Origin of the sequence: Streptomyces sp. NPDC048257 (genome assembly GCF_043201855.1) — a bacterium.
Taxonomy (GTDB): Bacteria; Actinomycetota; Actinomycetes; order Streptomycetales; family Streptomycetaceae; genus Streptomyces.
The window spans coordinates 23,076-39,591 of record NZ_JBICZI010000025.1 but is presented as its reverse complement, the minus strand read 5'-3'; the positions used below and the strand labels follow the sequence as shown (position 1 = coordinate 39,591).

At 72.6% G+C, this 16,516-nt stretch carries 15 protein-coding genes; 5 read left to right on the top strand and 10 right to left on the bottom strand.

What is annotated here, in order from left to right:
- Nucleotides 1-49 precede the first annotated feature (49 nt).
- Entirely contained in the window at nucleotides 50-565 is a 516-nt protein-coding gene (locus tag ACGFZK_RS31585) for a rhodanese-like domain-containing protein (protein ID WP_393852267.1), read from the top strand.
- A gap of 105 nt (nucleotides 566-670) precedes the next feature.
- Here ACGFZK_RS31585 and ACGFZK_RS31580 read toward each other — a convergent pair whose 3' ends face one another.
- From ACGFZK_RS31580 to ACGFZK_RS31565, 4 genes are all read right to left on the bottom strand, one after another.
- Nucleotides 671-2,377 carry a DUF885 domain-containing protein gene (locus ACGFZK_RS31580; protein WP_393852266.1) on the bottom strand — a complete coding sequence of 569 codons (1,707 nt, stop codon included), beginning with the start codon at nucleotides 2,375-2,377 and terminating at the stop codon, nucleotides 671-673.
- A 295-nt stretch (nucleotides 2,378-2,672) separates the two neighbouring features.
- The gene (locus tag ACGFZK_RS31575; protein WP_393852265.1) at nucleotides 2,673-4,151 is read right to left on the bottom strand and encodes a GNAT family N-acetyltransferase; all 1,479 of its coding nucleotides are present in this window, start codon (nucleotides 4,149-4,151) and stop codon (nucleotides 2,673-2,675) included.
- Nucleotides 4,152-4,319: 168 nt separating this feature from the next.
- Entirely contained in the window at nucleotides 4,320-5,888 is a 1,569-nt protein-coding gene (locus ACGFZK_RS31570; RefSeq protein ID WP_393852264.1) for an alkaline phosphatase D family protein, read from the bottom strand.
- A gap of 130 nt (nucleotides 5,889-6,018) precedes the next feature.
- Nucleotides 6,019-6,870, bottom strand: a complete 852-nt coding sequence (locus ACGFZK_RS31565) for an alpha/beta fold hydrolase (RefSeq protein ID WP_393852263.1) — start codon at nucleotides 6,868-6,870, stop codon at nucleotides 6,019-6,021.
- Nucleotides 6,871-7,157: 287 nt separating this feature from the next.
- Here ACGFZK_RS31565 and ACGFZK_RS31560 point away from each other — a divergent pair, with 287 nt between their 5' ends.
- Entirely contained in the window at nucleotides 7,158-7,928 is a 771-nt protein-coding gene (locus ACGFZK_RS31560) for a GntR family transcriptional regulator (protein WP_393852262.1), read from the top strand.
- Between the two features lie 120 nt (nucleotides 7,929-8,048).
- Here ACGFZK_RS31560 and ACGFZK_RS31555 read toward each other — a convergent pair whose 3' ends face one another.
- The 3 genes from ACGFZK_RS31555 to ACGFZK_RS31545 form a co-directional block, all read right to left on the bottom strand.
- Complete coding sequence (locus ACGFZK_RS31555) at nucleotides 8,049-9,203, bottom strand: ROK family transcriptional regulator (RefSeq protein ID WP_393852261.1); 1,155 nt, start codon at nucleotides 9,201-9,203, stop codon at nucleotides 8,049-8,051.
- Nucleotides 9,204-9,303: 100 nt separating this feature from the next.
- A complete protein-coding gene (locus tag ACGFZK_RS31550) occupies nucleotides 9,304-9,954 on the bottom strand; it encodes a response regulator transcription factor (RefSeq protein WP_327261352.1) in 651 nt (216 codons plus the stop codon).
- 4 nt (nucleotides 9,955-9,958) lie between these two features.
- Nucleotides 9,959-11,131, bottom strand: coding sequence for a sensor histidine kinase (locus ACGFZK_RS31545; RefSeq protein WP_393852260.1), 1,173 nt, complete (start codon nucleotides 11,129-11,131; stop codon nucleotides 9,959-9,961).
- Between the two features lie 108 nt (nucleotides 11,132-11,239).
- Between ACGFZK_RS31545 and ACGFZK_RS31540 the strand changes: the two genes are divergently transcribed.
- The 3 genes from ACGFZK_RS31540 to ACGFZK_RS31530 are packed head-to-tail and all read left to right on the top strand — an operon-like array spanning nucleotide 11,240 to nucleotide 13,413.
- Entirely contained in the window at nucleotides 11,240-12,151 is a 912-nt protein-coding gene (locus ACGFZK_RS31540; RefSeq protein WP_393852259.1) for an ABC transporter ATP-binding protein, read from the top strand.
- Nucleotides 12,152-12,188: 37 nt separating this feature from the next.
- Nucleotides 12,189-12,935: an ABC transporter permease gene (locus ACGFZK_RS31535; protein ID WP_393852258.1), complete on the top strand. Its 747-nt coding sequence runs from the start codon at nucleotides 12,189-12,191 to the stop codon at nucleotides 12,933-12,935.
- Between the two features lie 40 nt (nucleotides 12,936-12,975).
- Nucleotides 12,976-13,413 (top strand): hypothetical protein, encoded by a 438-nt coding sequence (locus tag ACGFZK_RS31530; protein ID WP_393852257.1) that lies wholly within the window; start codon nucleotides 12,976-12,978, stop codon nucleotides 13,411-13,413.
- 202 nt (nucleotides 13,414-13,615) lie between these two features.
- Here the strand turns inward: ACGFZK_RS31530 and mug are convergent, their stop codons facing one another.
- From mug to ACGFZK_RS31515, 3 genes are all read right to left on the bottom strand, one after another.
- Nucleotides 13,616-14,170 (bottom strand): G/U mismatch-specific DNA glycosylase, encoded by a 555-nt coding sequence (gene mug, locus ACGFZK_RS31525; RefSeq protein ID WP_393852322.1) that lies wholly within the window; start codon nucleotides 14,168-14,170, stop codon nucleotides 13,616-13,618.
- Nucleotides 14,167-15,600, bottom strand: coding sequence for an adenylosuccinate lyase (purB, locus tag ACGFZK_RS31520; protein ID WP_393852256.1), 1,434 nt, complete (start codon nucleotides 15,598-15,600; stop codon nucleotides 14,167-14,169). The genes mug and purB overlap by 4 nt, the downstream gene beginning before the upstream one ends.
- A gap of 71 nt (nucleotides 15,601-15,671) precedes the next feature.
- Nucleotides 15,672-16,454: an SGNH/GDSL hydrolase family protein gene (locus tag ACGFZK_RS31515; protein WP_393852255.1), complete on the bottom strand. Its 783-nt coding sequence runs from the start codon at nucleotides 16,452-16,454 to the stop codon at nucleotides 15,672-15,674.
- Between the last annotated feature and the right edge of the window lie 62 nt (nucleotides 16,455-16,516).

The following is a 16,516-nucleotide window of genomic DNA, read 5'->3' as shown; positions in this document are numbered from 1 at the left end:
CGGGGAAACCCACTTCCGGTCGTGATCAATGGATCATAGATTTTTGGCCATGACGACGACGCAGAACGCCTCCTCCGCCCCCGCCACCGCCAACCCCGTGCTCCGCGTGCCCCCGGCCTCCCCGGCCGCGGCCGCCGCGTACTTCGCCGCGAGCCTGGCCTTCCACGCGGACGTTTCGGACGTCGCCGCCGCCTTCCGGGCCCACCGCGAGCAGGGCGCCGAGCTGGGCTTCCAGCTCGTCGACTCCCGCTCCACCCCGTCCTGGGACCAGGCCCACGTGCCCGGCGCAGTCCACCTGCCCACCGCGCTCATCCCCGAGCAGGCCGAGCGGCTGCTGGACAAGGACGTCCCCGTGGTGACGTACTGCTGGGGCCCCGGCTGCAACGGCGGCACCCGCTCCGCCCTCGCCCTGGCCGAACTCGGCTTCCAGGTCAAGGAGATGCTCGGCGGCATCGAGTACTGGATCCGCGAGGGCTTCGAGGTCGAGACCTGGCAGGGCAACGCGCAGCGCGCCGGGGCCGACCCGCTGACCGCGCCGACCGACTCGGACGACTGCGGCTGCTGAGTGCCCGGACACGCGGACGGGCCGCTCATCCCCAGGGTGGGACGAGCGGCCCGTCAGTCGTTCGCCGCGGGGCCGCCCGGGCTGCGGGGCTGCCCGGGCGCGCGGTCAGAGCTTCGACAGCTCGTCCAGCAGGTCGTCCAGCCCCAGCGAACCCTGTGACAGCGCCGCCATGTGCCAGGCCTTCAGATCGAAGGAATCGCCGTGCGCGGCCCGCGCGTTGTCCCGGCCCAGCAGCCAGGCCCGCTCGCCCAGCTTGTAACCGATCGCCTGGCCCGGCATCGACAGGTAGCGGGTCAGCTCGCTCTCGACGAACTCCGCGGGCCGGCCGCTGTGCAGGCCGAAGAACTCCTGTGCCAGGTCCACGGTCCAGGCCTCGCCCGGGTGGAACGGCGAGTCCGCCGGGATCTTCAGGCCCACGTGCATGCCGATGTCCACGATGACCCGCGCCGCGCGCATCATCTGGCAGTCCAGGTAACCCAGGCGCTGCTCGGCGTCCTTGAGGTAGCCCAGCTCGTCCATCAGCCGCTCCGCGTACAGCGCCCAGCCCTCGGCGTTGGCGCTGACCATGCCGACGGTGGCCTGGTAGCGCGAGAGCCGGTCCGCCACGTGCGTCCACTGCGCGAGCTGCAGGTGGTGGCCCGGCACGCCCTCGTGGTACCAGGTGGACACCAGGTCGTACACCGGGAAGCGGGTCAGGCCCATGGTGGGCAGCCAGGTGCGGCCCGGGCGGGAGAAGTCCTCCGAGGGGGACGTGTAGTACGGGGCCGCGGGGCCGCCCGGCGGCGCGATCCGGGACTCCACCTTGCGGACGCGCTCGGCGAGTTCGAAGTGGGTGCCGTCGAGGTTCTCGATGACCTCGTCCATCAGGCCCTGGAGCCAGGCCTGGACCTCGTCCACCCCTTCGATGTGGGCGCCGTGCTCGTCCAGGTGCTTCAGCACCTCCCAGGGACCGGCGCCCGGCAGGATCTTGGCCGCCTCGGCCTTCATCTCGGCGAGCAGGCGGTGGTACTCCGACCAGCCGTAGGCGTACGCCTCGTCCAGGTCCAGGTCCGTACCGTTGAAGAAGCGGGCCCAGCGGGCGTACCGCTCGCGGCCCACCGTGTCGGGCCTGCCCTCGACGGCCGGGGCGTACACGGAGGTCATCCAGTCGTGCAGGGCGACGACGGCGGCGGTCGCGCCGGCGGCCGCGGCGTCCAGCTCGGCGCGCAGGGAGTCCGGACCGGCGGAGACGAAGTCCTCGAAGAAGGGGGCGGTGCCGGAACCGTCCTGGCCGGCCCAGGTGGAGAGCTGGCCGATCATGGTGGTGGTGGCGCGGGGGCCACCGTACAGGCCGCGCTCGAGGCCGAGGGCGAGGCTCTCGCGATAGCCGTCGAAGGCGGCCGGTACGGCGCGCAGGCGCTCGGCGATCGCCGCCCAGTCCCCGTCGGTGTCCGCGGGGGTCAGGGAGAAGACCTCACGGACGGAGTGCGCGGGGCTGTGGATGTTGCTGACCGCGCACAGGTCCTCGTCGGCCGCGTGGACGGCGAGCTCGGCGGTCAGGCGCTCGCGCAGCAGCCGGGCGCAGCGGCGCTCGGCGTCGCTGTCCGCGCCGGGCACCGACTCGGCGGCGTCGAGGCGCGCGAGGGTCTCACGGGCGAGCTCGGCGACGGCTGCGCGGCCCGCCGGGGAGAAGTCCGGGAGCTTGCTCGAACTCGCGGCGACACCGAGGTAGGTGCCGGTGATCGGGTCGAGTGCGATGAGGTCGTCGACGTACGCGTCGGCCACCTGGCGGGGCAGCCGGGGGGCGCTGCCGTTGTGGAGGATCTCTGACATGCGGCCATCTTCGTATGTGAGACGGGTTCCCGTCATCACCGATTGCCGTCAGCCTGCCGAGGTGGGCCGGAGTGGGGAGGGCGGGGGGCGCGGAGAACGCCCAACCGGCCATCTGCGCAAGCGACTTCACGCCCTCGGGGTGGAAGCCGCGGGGGGCGGGGCGCTCGCAAGTTGGCCGGATCCCACCTGGTCCCACGTGGTCCCACATGGCCTCACTTGTCCGCCCGATCCCGTGGGAACGGGCGGATGCCGCCGGAGCCGGTACCCGGGGCGGGTCCCGGTCCGGGCGGATCGTTCAGTGGCCGCGCCGCGGGGCCGACCGCTCCTGCGGGAGTCCGTAGGGAGCGTCGTAGGCGACCTCGTACGGCAGTCGGGAGCCGATCGGGGCCGCGTCCAGCCGGGCGGTGATCACCAGGGTGCCCTCCTCGATCTGGTAGTCGAGGGGGAGGCCGAGGCCGCGCATGGCGGCGACCATGCCCGTGTTGGAGGCCTGGGTGACGGCGTACACGCTGTCGCAGCCGGCCTCGACGGCCATGGCGAGCAGTCGGCGCAGCAGCTCGGAACCGATGCCGCGGCGCTGCCAGTCGTCCTCGATGAGCAGGGCGACCTCGGTCTCGTCGCCGTCCCACAGCAGGTGGCCGAGGGCGACGAGCTTCCCGGAGGCGGTGGTCGCAGCGAGCGTGCGGCCGAAGCGGGGGCTCAGGAGGTGGCCGAGGTAGCGGTCGGCGTCGGCGACGGGGCCGTGGTAGCGCAGCGACAGGGTGCGCTCGGAGCAGCGGTCGTGCATGGCGCGGGCCGCCGGCAGGTCGGAGCCGTCGGCGCGGCGGACGGTGATCTCGTTGCCCTCGGGCAGGGTCAGTACGTCCTGGCTGCGCGGGACGCGGGGGCCGAGCCGGGCGTCGAGCTCGACGAGGGCGCGGGCCCGGGCGAACTCGGTCGGGGTGAAGGGGAGGTAGGGCCGCTCCACGGTGATCGCACCGCCGGAAGGGTCGCGCAGCCGCATGACCGTGGCCTCGAGGACGCCCTCGACCGGGGCGTCCGCACCGGCGTTGGGGCGGCCGGAGAGGGTGGTCGCCGGGATCGAGTGGATCGTGCAGCGGCCCAGCAGCTGGCGCAGTGCGAGGGGCAGTTCGGCGGCGTCCAGGGCGGTGCGGGTGGCCAGGCCGAGCACGCGCGTCGGGGTGTCGACCAGGTCGTGGGCGTCGGCGCGCTCGATCCAGGTGCTGTGGCCGCCGGCGCGGGAGATGGCTCGGGAGAGATCGGCGGAGGGCAGGTCCTGCGGGGCGCGCAGCAGGAACTCGTCGACCGTGCCGCCCTCGGGGAGCGGATGCGTCTGGAGGGTCAGGATGTCCACGCCGTTACGGGCGAGGGCGGTGCAGAGGGCGGCCAGGGAGCCCGGCTCGTCCTGGACGGTGGTGCGCATCCGCCACAGGGCGGCGCTGTTCGCGGTGGCGGTGGCGGTGGCGGTGGCGGTGGCGGAGGCGGTTGCCGGGGTCGTGGACGGGAGCGGGTGCGGATCGGTGGGCGCGGTGCTCTGCGGCGGCGGTGCATGGCTGTGGCGCCGTGCCCACCAGGTGTGGAAGGCCGCCGTCACCAGGAGCGCGACGGCCGAGGCCACGAGCAGGACCGGGCCCCTGGGGCCGTGCACGACGAGATTGGCGATGGCGTCGGCGACCGCGACGGCGCAGAACAGCGCGGCGAGTTCGACGAGGTCACGGCGCCAGTGGTGGTGACGGTGGGGACGCTGGGCGGAGGCGGGGTTACGGTCAGTCATGCACACCACTGTGGCGCAGGGGTGTTGCGTGATCACGAACGATCTGTGACCGACTGGTTAAGTGTCCATCTGGCCGATTTCATCCAGTTTCCGGGATTCGCGGCCTGGTTGCTTCGTAGCTGCCCGGCTTCGGGGGCCCGCGGCCTCGCCGCCTCGCGGCTTGGGGCCCTACTGGCCCACGCGCCCGGGCTGGAGCGTCCGGGTGAAGAGTACGCCCTCTCCCTGGCGGCAGAGCCGGACGGTGAGCTCCCCGCTGTCGCCGTCGATGTCGACCTCGCCGTAGTACGGAGGGTTCTCCGACGGCGACATGTTGGCGAAGGGCGCCGACTGCACGTAGGCGGTCTCCGGGCCGAAGGTGGCATCGAGCCGCCCGGCCGGGAAGCCGCCGGCGCCGATCGGCCCGGACACGAACTCCCAGAACGGCGCGAAGTCGGTGAAGGCAGCCCGCTCGGGCGCGTAGTGGTTCGCGGCGGTGTAGTGCACGTCGGCCGTGACCCAGAGGGTGCCCGTGATGCGCTGGTGCTTGATGTGCCGCAGGAGTTCGGCGATCTGGAGCTCGCGGCCCAGCGGAGCGCCCGGGTCGCCCTGGGCGACGGCCTCGAAGTTCGCGGCCCCGTCGGGGACGACGATGCCCAGCGGCATGTCGGCGGCGATGACCTTCCAGGTGGCACGGGAGCGGGAGAGCTCGCGCTTGACCCAGGCCAGCTGCTCGGGGCCGAGGATGCCGATGGGGTCCGCGGCCTGGTTGCCGGGGGAGTTGGCGTTCCGGTAGGTGCGCATGTCGAGTACGAAGACGTCGAGCAGCGGGCCGTAGCGCATCACGCGGTACATCCGGCCCTCGGCGCGCCCGCCGCGCAGGTCGGTGACGGGGAAGTACTCGCCGAAGGCCTGGCGGGCGCGGGCGGCCAGGGTGTCGGCCGCCTTGACGGTGTAGCGCGGGTCCTCGATCAGCTGGCCGGGGTACCAGTTGTTGCGCACCTCGTGGTCGTCCCACTGGGCGAGGACCGGGACCTGGGCGTTGAAGCCGAGCAGGTTGCGATCGAGCAGGTTGTAGCGGAAGTTCCCGCGGAACTCGGCGAGCGTCTCGGCGACCTTCGCCTTCTCCTCGGTGGTGACGTTGCGCCAGAGGCTGCCGTCGCGCAGGGGAGCGGTGGCCGCGATCGGCCCGTCGGCGTAGATCGTGTCCCCGCTGAAGAGGAAGAAGTCGGGGTTGCGCAGCCGCATCTCCTCGAAGACGCGGTAGCCGCCGAGATCGGGGTTGATGCCCCAGCCCTGGCCGGCCAGGTCGCCGGACCACAGGAAACGCACGTCGTGGCGGCGGGATACGGGGGTGGTGCGGAAGGTGCCGTGCACCGGCGTGGAGCTGCGGCGGGGGTCGTCGGGGTCGGTCAGGACGACCCGGTAGTGGATCTGCTGACCGGGCGGCAGGTCGCGCAGGACGGTGGTTCCGGTGAAATCGCTGGACGGGCCGAGCAGCGGGCCGCGGTGGCGGCGTACGGCGTAGCGGAACGCCTCGCTCGGGGAGGTCTCGACGTACATCCGTGCCAGCCGGTCGGAACGGGTCCACACGGTGGCCGAGTGGGCGGTGATCTCGCCGGACTGGACGCCCCAGAGCGCGTTGGGCCGGCCGGAGCGGGCGAAGGCCGGGACGGCGAGCGCCGGGGCGGCGATCAGTGCGGAGGACAGGGCGAGGGAACCGCCGATGAGGGACCGTCGGGTGTGCGGGATCGATGCCATCGGGACGTCTCCTGGGGCCGGCGAGGACGGGTCGGACCAGCGTGCCGTCGCACACCGGCCCGGCCGCGTCTCCCACGCGAACCGCGGATGAACAGCCGTCAGCCGCTCATTCGTTCATTCGTTCATCCGTTCAGGCGGCCACGAGCCGCGCGCTGCGGGCCGTGTCCAGTACCACCCGGGCGACGAGCGCCGGATCGTCGTTCATCGGGACGTGGCCGCAGCCGGGGAGGCGGACCAGCCGGGCGCCGGGGACGGTGTGCTTGGCGCGGACGCCCTGGCGGCGCAGCAGCAGCCGGTCGCGGGTGCCCCAGGCGATGGTGACCGGCAGGCCGGGCACGTCGTCGGTGAACCGTACGGAACCGCCCGCGGCCAGCGTGTCCTCGAAGCCGGTGGCATCGCGCAGGGCGAGGGTCTCGGCGACGACGGCCTCGGCCGGGCGGCGGGAGGGGCGGGCGTAGATGGTGCCGGTGAGTGCGGCGCGGCCGGCGGCGCTGCGCGAGAGCCGCCGCACGGCGGGTAGGGGCAGTGCCTTGGCGCCGGCGCGCATCGCGAGGAGGGTGGCGAAGGCGTAACGGCGTTCGCCCTCGGTCCAGAAGCCGGCGGGGGAGAGGGCGGTGACGGATCGGACGAGGTTGCTCCGGCCCATTTCGAGGGCGAGCAGACCGCCGAGGGAATTGCCCGCTACGTGCGGGCGCTCGACGCCGAGGGCCGTGCAGAGCGCCCCGAGGGCCGGGGCCACGGTCCCCAAGGAGTAGGGAACGCCCTTCGGCAGGGGATCCGAGGCGCCGAAACCGGGCAGGTCGACGGCGATCACGTCGTGATCGGCGGCCAGGATGTCGATGACCGGGTGCCAGGCCTGGAGGTGGTGGCCTATGCCGTGCAGCAGGAGAAGCGGTTCGCCGGCGCCCTTGCGTTCGTAGGCGACGGTGGTGGTGCGCGGGCCGAGCGGCGAATCGATCGTGAAGGAGACCGTGGCGGTCATGCTGCTCCTCGTCGGTTGACGCGTGCGAGACAGGATGTCAGTAGTGCCTACCGCCATGATTACCGTCGGGTAGCCCTTGACTACAAGCCTTTCGCGCACACGAGAACAACGCATGAACGGCTTGATACATATGCCCGTTCTGCCCGGCAAAGGCATGAGCATTGGTCTTGACCAAGGGGGTGCGCCGTCCTATCGTCGCAGGGATAGTGCAGGAACCTTTAATAAACAAAGGCGCGGAACTGCCGCTGGAACACACGGCGAGTGCAGCGATGGCAGGAGGAGTCAGGGTGGGGACCACGCAGCTCGAAACGGTGCCGGAGCCGAAGTACTGGCACCTCAAGACCGTCCTCAGCGAGGCACTCGACCAGGACTTCGCCGTGGGAGAGGTGCTGCCCAACGAGCGTGAGCTCGCCGCCCGGTTCGGAGTCGCCCGCGCGACCCTGCGTCAGGCGCTGGAGCAGCTCGAGCTCGAAGGCAGGCTGCAGCGCCGTCGTGGCGTCGGCACCACCGTCGCCCCGCCGCGCGTCGGCGTCGCCGTCGGCAGTGCGCAGCACAGCTGGCCCGGCGAGAGCGTCGACGGATGGGAGCCGCTCGACGCGGCCGAGACCCTGCCGACGCCCGCGGTGCTGAAGCTCCTCGGTACGGGTGGCGCGTTCGCCGCCGACCAGCCGGTGCACACGGTGCGCCGGACCCGGGTCACGCACGGCCAGGCCGTCGCCGCCGAACTGCTCTACGTCCCGGCCGCCTCGGTGCCCGGACTGCCCGCCATCGAAGCCCCGGCCGGACCGGCGCGTGCCCGGGCCGTCCTGCGCGAGCTGCAGCGGCTGGTGCTCGACGGCCAGGACCGCTCGGTGGAGCTGGGCTCCGCCCGCGCCGACGACGCCAAGGAACTGGACCGCCTGCCCGGCGCCCCGGTGCTCCTGGTCACCACGCGCTACTTCACCACCGCGGGCACCGCGGCGGTCTCGGTGGCTACCTACCGCGCCGACACCTGCCGCCTCACCTTCGGTGACTCCGGCAACGTCGAGATCACCGACGAGCCGCGCGTCGCGTCCTGATGCCGCTCGGGGCCGGCTCCGGTCCCCGATCGCCCTGAGTGCGCGGATACGGCCCGGCCCCCAGCAGCTGCTGGGGGCCGGGCCGTTGCGCATGTACGGGAGCACGCGTGTGGCGGGGGGTCAGGGGCGGGCCGTGACCGTCTTCTCCACCGCGAAGAGCTCCTCCTCGACGTGGTCCAGCGCGAGCCGGAGGGCGCCGGTGGCCACCGCGGCCTCGCCGAGCATGGACTGGGCCACCCTCGGCGGGCGCAGGCAGTAGCGCTCCAGCTCCTGGCGCAGGGGTTCCAGCACCCCGTCCAGGCCGGCCGCCCAGCCGCCGACGACCACCAGCTCCGGATCCATCGCCAGGACCAGCGCCGCCACGTCGTGCACCAGCCGCTGCAGGAACCGCTCCACGGCGGCCACCGCCCGCTCGTCGCCCCGCTTGGCCATGGCGAAGACCTCGGCCACGGCGGGCTCGTCCAGCGGATGCAGCGGCTCACCGGTGGTCGACAGCAACCGTTCGGGCGTGACCTCGCGGCCCAGCAGGTGCAGGGCTCCGATCTCGCCGGCCGCGCCGCCGAAGCCCCGGTGCAGCCGGCCGCCGATCAGTGAGCCGGCGCCGGGACTGAGCCCCGCCATCACGAACACCATGTCGCCGGTGTCCCGCGCGGCACCCTTCCAGTGCTCGGCGACCGCCGCCGCATTGGCGTCGTTCTCCACCTGGACCGGGCAGCGGAAGGACCGCCGCAGCCGCTCCCCGAGCGGCAGTCCGGTCCAGCCGGGCAGCGCGGTGCCGAGGCGGACCGTGCCGTCCGCCTCCACGATCCCGGGGCTGCCGACCCCGACCGCCCGCAGGGAGTCCCGGGGCACCCCGGCGCGGCGCAGCAGATCGGCGACGGCCGCCCGGACCCGCTCCAGCCGTTCGTCGGCCGAGGCGTCCTCGGCGACATCCTTGGTACCGGCGCCGATGACGCGGCCGTCCAGCCCGGACAGCAGCACCGCGATCCGGTGCGAGCCGATCTCGATGCCGAGCAGGTGCCCCGCTTCGGTACGGAAACGGAACCGCCTGGCCGGGCGGCCCTGCCGCCGCGCGCCTTCCTCCGCATCGGCCTCGACGACGAGTCCGGTCGCGATCAGTCCCTCCACCACGCCCTCGACGGTCGGCCGGGAGAGCCCCGTCAGCCGGGTGAGGTCGGTGAGGGTCGGGGATCCGGCCGTCCGCAGTGCGCGCAGCACCACGGCGGAATTGATCCGCCGGAGCAGAGAGGGGTCCCCGCCGGTCAGCTGCCCCAACGTGTGTCCTCCCAGCTAGCGAGCTTGTCAGCCGGATGGTACTGCCCGCCGGGTGCGGCGGCGAGAAGCAGCCCCCGGTCGGTCGGAAGCAGCCCTTCCCTCAGGCGGGGGAGACGAACCCCGACTCGTACGCCGTGATCACCGCCTGTGTCCGGTCCCGCGCCCCCAGCTTCCCCAGGATCGCGCTGACGTGGGACTTGACCGTCTCCGTGCCGATGATCAGTTCGGCGGCGATTTCCACATTGGTGAGCCCCCGCGCCATCAGCCGCAGGACCGCCTCCTCCCGCTCGGTCAGGGCGGCCCGCTCCAGCACCGCCCGGGCCTGCCGGTTCCCGTACTCGGCGGCCAGGGCCCGCACGGCCGCCGGGAAGAGCAGCGTCTCGCCCTCCGCCACGAGCCGTACCGCGTGCACGATCTCCGACGGCCGGGCCCGCTTCAGCAGGAACCCGTCGGCTCCCGCCCGCAGTGCCTGGTAGACGTACTCGTCGTTCTCGAAGGTGGTCACCACGAGGATCTTCGGCGGGGAGTCCACCGTCCGCAGCACCGCACGAGTCGCCTCGATCCCGTCGAGGAGCGGCATCCTCACGTCCATCGCCACCACATCCGGCCGCAACTGCCGCACGAGCGGGATCACGGAGGCGCCGTCGGCCGCCTCGCCCACCACTTCGATGTCGGGCTGGGCGTCCAGGACGGCGCGCAGACCCGCGCGCACCAGGGGTTCGTCGTCGACGAGCAGTACGGTAACCGGCATCAGGTCAGCGTATTCGCTCCAGCGGCAGCCGGGCGCGCACCCTCCAACTCCCCTCGTACAGCCCGGTCTCGGCCTCCCCGCCGAGCAGCGCGGCCCGCTCCCGGATCCCGCGCAGCCCGCTGCCGCTGCCGAGCGTGACCCCCGGCCGTTCCGGCAGCGGGTTCGTCACCTCCAGGTCCAGCCGGCCCGCCGCCATCTCCACCCGCACGCGCACCGGCACGGGCCCGCAGTGCCGCAGTACGTTGGTCAGCGCCTCCTGCAGGATCCGGTACCCCTCCCGAGTGACCGGCCCCGGCAACTTATCCAGCTCTCCCGTCAGTTGTGCGTCCACCGCGGCCCCGGAGGCCCGGGCCGACTCCAGCAGCCGGTCGGCCTCCGCCAGCGTCGGCCACTGCGACGGCGGCTGCCCCGACTCCCGCAGTACGCCCAGCACCCGTTCCAGGTCCTCCAGCGCGGCCCGGCCCGTCTCCTCGATCGCGCACAGGGCCCGCTCCGTGAAGGCCGGATCACCCGCGGCGCGCGCCGCCCCCGCCTGCACGACGGCCACGGTGAGCGCATGCCCGATGGAGTCGTGCAGCTCGCGCGCGATCCGGGTGCGCTCCAGCAGCTGCTCGGTGCGTGCCTCCAGCGCGGTCAGCCGCTCGGCCGCGGACGGGCTGAGCAGGCGGGTGGCGGCCGCGGTGATCAACTCGCCGAGCAGTGCCACGATGAAGACGAGGACGACCAGCGGCACGGGCGCGAGCAGCGCCGCGGCCCAGGGTGCGGGCACGAACGGAAGGAAGTCGTCGCCCACGGGATGCCCGATCGCGATGGCGATGAGTTCCACGGCGATCGTGGGCAGCCAGACGGTGGCGGCGACCGCGCCGATGGCGATGATCATCCGTGTCTCCAGCCAGAGCACGGTGCGCCAGCGGTCCCCCCAGTGAGCCGACGGCGCGAGGCTTATGGCGCCGTCGGAGGAGTCCCGGTCGTACGGGGTGAGCAGGAACTGCGCCTGAAGACCCTCCGCCAGCCGCACCCAGGGCACCAGCCCGAAGGGCAGGACCAGCAGCAGGGGCCCCCACGGCCACTCGGGCATGATGAACATCCATATGGCCAGCAGCAGCAGTGGCACGCAGAGATGCAACCAGCGTGAATAGGTCACTGGTTGAAGCGGGGCGCGCAGCAGTCGGTACATGACTCCATGGTGGCAGCGCACTGTGCAGGGCCGTCTCCCCCACGTGGGGGAGACGGCACCCTCGCATGGGGGAGGGAGGGGGGTGGGGCCGGCGGCGAGTCTTGAGCCATGAACAGCATCGAGATCCGAGAACTCACCAAGCAATACGGCGCCCACCGCGCGGTGGACGGCCTCACCTTCGACGTTCTGCCAGGCCGGGTCACCGGATTCCTGGGCCCCAACGGCGCGGGGAAGTCCACCACGATGCGCCTGCTCCTGGGCCTGGACCGGCCCACCTCCGGTACGGCCACCATCGGCGGCCGGCGCTACCTCGACCTGCCGGACCCGCTGCACCGGGTCGGCGCCCTCCTGGACGCCCAGGCGGCCCACGGCGGGCGCACGGCCCGGGACCACCTCCGCCTGCTCGCCGCCGCCGCCCGGGTCCCGCTGCGCCGGGTGGACGAGGTCCTGGAGCAGGCAGGCATAGCCTCGGTCGCCAAGCGGCGGATCAAGTCCTACTCACTCGGCATGCGTCAACGCCTCGGTATCGCTGCCGCGCTGCTGGGCGACCCCGGAGTGCTCCTGCTGGACGAGCCCACCAACGGGCTCGACCCCGAGGGCATCATCTGGATCCGCGAGTTGATGCGTGCCCTCGCCGCCGAAGGACGCGCTGTCCTCGTCTCCAGCCACCTGATGTCGGAGACCGCGGCGCTGGCCGACCACCTGATCGTGCTCGGCAACGGCAAACTGCTCGCCGACACCTCGATGGAGGAGTTCATCGACGCCCGCAGCACCCCGAGGGTGCGCCTGCGGACCTCCGACCCGGTCCGGCTGCGGGCCGCCCTGGCCCGGGACGGCTTCGAGCTGGAGACCGAGGGCGACGGGCGATGGACCGTCGAGGGCATACAGGCCAAGCAGCTCGGCGCTCTGGCCGCCCGCGAGGGGGTTCCCCTGCTGGAACTCGCCGACGAGCGTGCCTCGCTGGAGCAGGCCTACCTCGACCTCACCGCCGATCATGCGCAGTTCACCGCAACCCACTGACCGTCCACCCGCTCCCGTACTTCCAGGAGGCTTCGCCATGAGCGCCGCTCTGCCCACAACCCCCGTACTGCACTCCGAATGGATCAAGATCCGGTCCCTCCGGGGCACCTTCTGGTCGCTGATATCCATCCTCGTCGCCACCGTGGGCATCCAGGCGCTGACGGCCGCGGCGCTGGGGGCCGAGGAGGGCAGCATGGGGGAGGACCCGCTCCTCGCCGCCTTCTACGGACTCAACTTCGGGCAGATAGCGGCCATCGCGTTCGGTGCGACCGCCTTCTCCGCCGAGTTCCACAACGGCGCCCTGCGCACCAGCCTCACCGCCGTGCCCGACCGCACGCGGTTCTACCTGTCGAAGATCTCGATGCTGGGCGCGCTCGCCCTGGTCGCCGGCCAGTTCGCGGGACTGCTGACCTTCGTGGCCGGCCAGGCGTTCATGGGCGAGTCCGCCCTCGCACTGGGCGACCCCGGTACCGTGCGGGCGGTCGTGGGCTGCGGCCTCTACCTGACGCTCATGACACTGTTCGCGGCCGGGCTCACGGCGGTGCTGCGCAGTGGGGTGGCCGTGCTGAGCATCCTCATACCCTTCGTCGTCATGGTGTCCTTCATCGTCGGCTCGGCGGCGAGCGGGGTGGGGCAGTTCATGCCGGACCGGGCGGGGCAGGCGATGATCCGCAGCCATCAGGTCGGCGACCTCGGCCCGTGGGGCGGGCTGGGCGTGCTGGTGCTGTGGGCGGGGATCGCGGTGCTGGGAGGCTGGCTGGCGGTGCGCCGCCGGGACGCGTGACGGCGGGCCAGTTGTCAGTGGCCCTCGGGATACTGACGGTATGACCACGGCAGAGCACCTCGACACGATCGACCGGCTCCGGGACAAGGAGTTCCCGCCCGAGCCGGTCCGGACCGGAGGAAACAGCAGCGGCCCGGGATTCCACCTGGTGCAGCTCGCCCGGACGCGGGACTTCTGGGACGACGACGGCTCGGGCCGGATCGAGGCGGCCGACCAGATCGGTGCCGAGTACGGGGCGCTCGCCCAGGCCGCGACCGACCGGTGGGGGGAGCCGCAGGTCTTCGGCCTGGGAACGCTGAGGGACCGCGGGTTCGACGGGGAGGAGATACCGCGGCCGTGGGGCGAGCTGGCCGACAGCACCGACCACGTGCACCTGTGGCAGGTCGGGGACCACTGGCTGGTGGTGTGCGTGGCGCAGTGGGACGGCGAGGGCCCCTACCAGCTGATGGCAGGAGTCACCGTCATCGACCCGCCCTAGGGCTCGTCTTGTCGATCAGGCCGGTGGCCCGGGGTGTCCGGTGCGGTGCATCGCAAGGCGGGGAAACGCAGTTCGTACTTGGCCGTACTCGCGCGTTTCGGCAACGCGGCGAGGTGCCGTGCCGGGCCCGGCTTGCCTGGCACGCACGCGCCGCTCCCTGATTCGGCCCGACCGACAGGACACCCTCTGGGGGGCCTTGCCTCTAGCCTTCCGGGGGATCCGAGGCTTCGGCGGTCGTGCGGAGGCGGGCGTACTCCTGGGCCATGGACTCGGCGGTCCAGTGGGCGTTGAGGCCGCTCGGGTTGGGGAGGGCCCAGATGCGGGTGGAGCCGATGGTCCGCTCCTGGGGGCCGATCTGCGCTCTCCTCTCGCCGAAGGCGGTGCGGTAGGCCGTGACGCCGACCACCGCCAGCCACTGGGGGCGCAGCAGTTCCACCTTGGCCGTCAGGATGCGCCCGCCCTCGCGGAACTCCTCGGCGCTCAGTTCGTCGGCGCGGGCCGTGGCCCGGGCCACGACGTTGGTGATGCCGAGGCGGTAGGTCAGCAGCTCTTCCTGCTCCGCGGGGGCCAGCCGGCGCGGGGTGAAGCCCGAGAGGTGCAGGACGGGCCAGAACCGGTTGCCGGGGCGGGCGAAGTGGTGGCCCGTCGCGGCGGAGAGGAGCCCGGGGTTGATGCCACAGAAGAGCACACGCAGACCGCCCGCGACCACGTCCGGGAGGACGCGGTCGCGGGCGGCGTTCAGCTCGTCGGGGGTCAGAGGATCGACCCCGGCGCGTACCCGGCGGCCTCCGGGTGCTGCTTGGCGATCGCCTCGATGCGGGAGACCACCGCCGCCACCTGGTCGCCCGCGGCGCCGGTGAAGGACAGCTTGTCGGCCATCAGGGCGTCGAGCTGGGCCCGGTCCAGCGGCATCCGGTCGTCGGCGGCCAGCTTGTCGAGCAGCTCGTTGCGCTCGGCACCCTGCTCCCGCATGGCGAGTGCGGAGGCCACCGCGTGCTCCTTGATGACCTCGTGGGCGGCCTCGCGGCCCACACCGGCCCGCACCGCGCCCATCAGGACCTTGGTGGTCGCGAGGAAGGGCAGGTAGCGGTCCAGCTCGCGGGCCACGACCGCCGGGAAGGCGCCAAACTCGTCGAGGACCGTCAGGAAGGTCTCCAGCAGGCCGTCGAAGGCGAAGAAGGCGTCCGGCAGGGCCACGCGGCGGACCACGGAGCAGGAGACGTCGCCCTCGTTCCACTGGTCGCCGGCCAGCTCGCCGGTCATCGAGGCGTAGCCGCGCAGGATGACCATCAGGCCGTTCACGCGCTCGCAGGAGCGGGTGTTCATCTTGTGCGGCATCGCGGAGGAGCCGACCTGGCCGGGCTTGAAGCCCTCGGTCACCAGCTCGTGGCCCGCCATCAGGCGGATCGTCTTGGCGATCGACGAGGGGGCGGCGGCCAGCTGCACCAGCGCGGTGACCACGTCGTAGTCGAGCGAGCGCGGGTAGACCTGGCCGACCGAGGTGAAGGCCTGGGCGAAGCCGAGGTGAGCGGCGATCCGCTGCTCCAGGTCGGCGAGCTTGGCGGCGTCGCCGCCGAGCAGGTCGAGCATGTCCTGCGCGGTGCCGACGGGGCCCTTGATGCCGCGCAGCGGGTAGCGGCCCAGCAGGTCCTCGAGGCGGTCGTAGGCCACCAGCAGCTCGTCGGCCGCCGTGGCGAAGCGCTTGCCCAGGGTGGTCGCCTGCGCGGCCACGTTGTGGGAGCGCCCGGCCATGACCAGCTCGGCGTGCTCGCCGGCCAGCTTGCCGAGGCGGGCGAGCACGGCGACCGTGCGGTCCCGGGCGAGCTCCAGCGAGAGCCGGATCTGCAGCTGCTCGACGTTCTCGGTCAGGTCGCGGGAGGTCATGCCCTTGTGGACGTGCTCGTGGCCGGCGAGGGCGTTGAACTCCTCGATGCGGGCCTTGACGTCGTGCCGGGTGACCTTCTCGCGCTCGGCGATCGAGGCGAGGTCGACGGCCTCGAGGACCCGCTCGTAGTCGGCGAGGGCCTCGTCCGGGACCTCGATACCGAGGTCCTTCTGGGCGCGCAGCACGGCGAGCCACAGCCGCCGCTCCAGCGTCACCTTGTACTCGGGGGACCACAGGACGGCGAGCTCCGCGGAGGCGTAGCGGCCGGCCAGGACATTGGGGATGCGGGGCTTGGCAGTCACGTGGAGGGATTCTACTTGGGCCACCGCTGTGCGTTTACGCAGGTAGGGCCACCCCTGCGGATTGTGCCTTGCTACGAGAGAGGGGAGTCCCCGTACGGCAGCAGGTCGGGGCGCTTGGCCGGGCGGCCGTCGCCGGAGGAGCGGCCCGTCAGGCGGCGGCCGATCCAGGGAAGCAGGTGCTGCCGGGCGAAGCTCAGGTCCTGGGCCCGGCGTACGGTCCAGCCGGGAGGAGCGGTGACCGGCAGATCGGTGCGCCAGTCCAGTTCGGCGGGCAGACCCAGCGCCTGCCAGACGGCCTCCGCCACCCGGTGGTGGCCCTCGGCGGTCAGGTGCAGCCGGTCGACGTCCCACATCCGGGGATCTGCGAGCACGGAGGCGCCGTACAGGTCAACGACCACGGCGCCGTGCCGGGCGGCCAGCTCCTCGATGGTGACGAAGAGCTCCTCCATGCGCGGCCGGAAGCGTTCCATGACCGGCCCGTTGCGCCCGGGGGAGCGCATCAGGACGAGGCGCTTGCAGGACGGGGCGAGGAGCTCCACGGCCGACTCCAGGTGGGCGCGGACCCGGCCCATGTCCACCTTGGGACGCAGGGCGTCGTTCAGCCCGCCCACCAGGGTCACCACGTCCGCGCCCATCGCCGCCGCCACCGGGACCTGGTCCTCGGCGATCTGCGCGATCAGCTTGCCGCGGACCGCGAGGTTCGCGTAGCGGAAGTCAGGCTCGCGCGCCGCGAGGCGGGCGGCCAGCAGATCGGCCCAGCCGCGGTAGGAACCGTCCGGAAGCAGGTCGGACATTCCCTCGGTGAAGGAGTCGCCGACCGCGACGAAACTGGTGTAAGAGGCATTCATCTCCATGGCGGAGTGATGTTACCGCGCGGTACCCCGGCCCCGCAGGGCCGGGGAGCGCACTCCGCGAC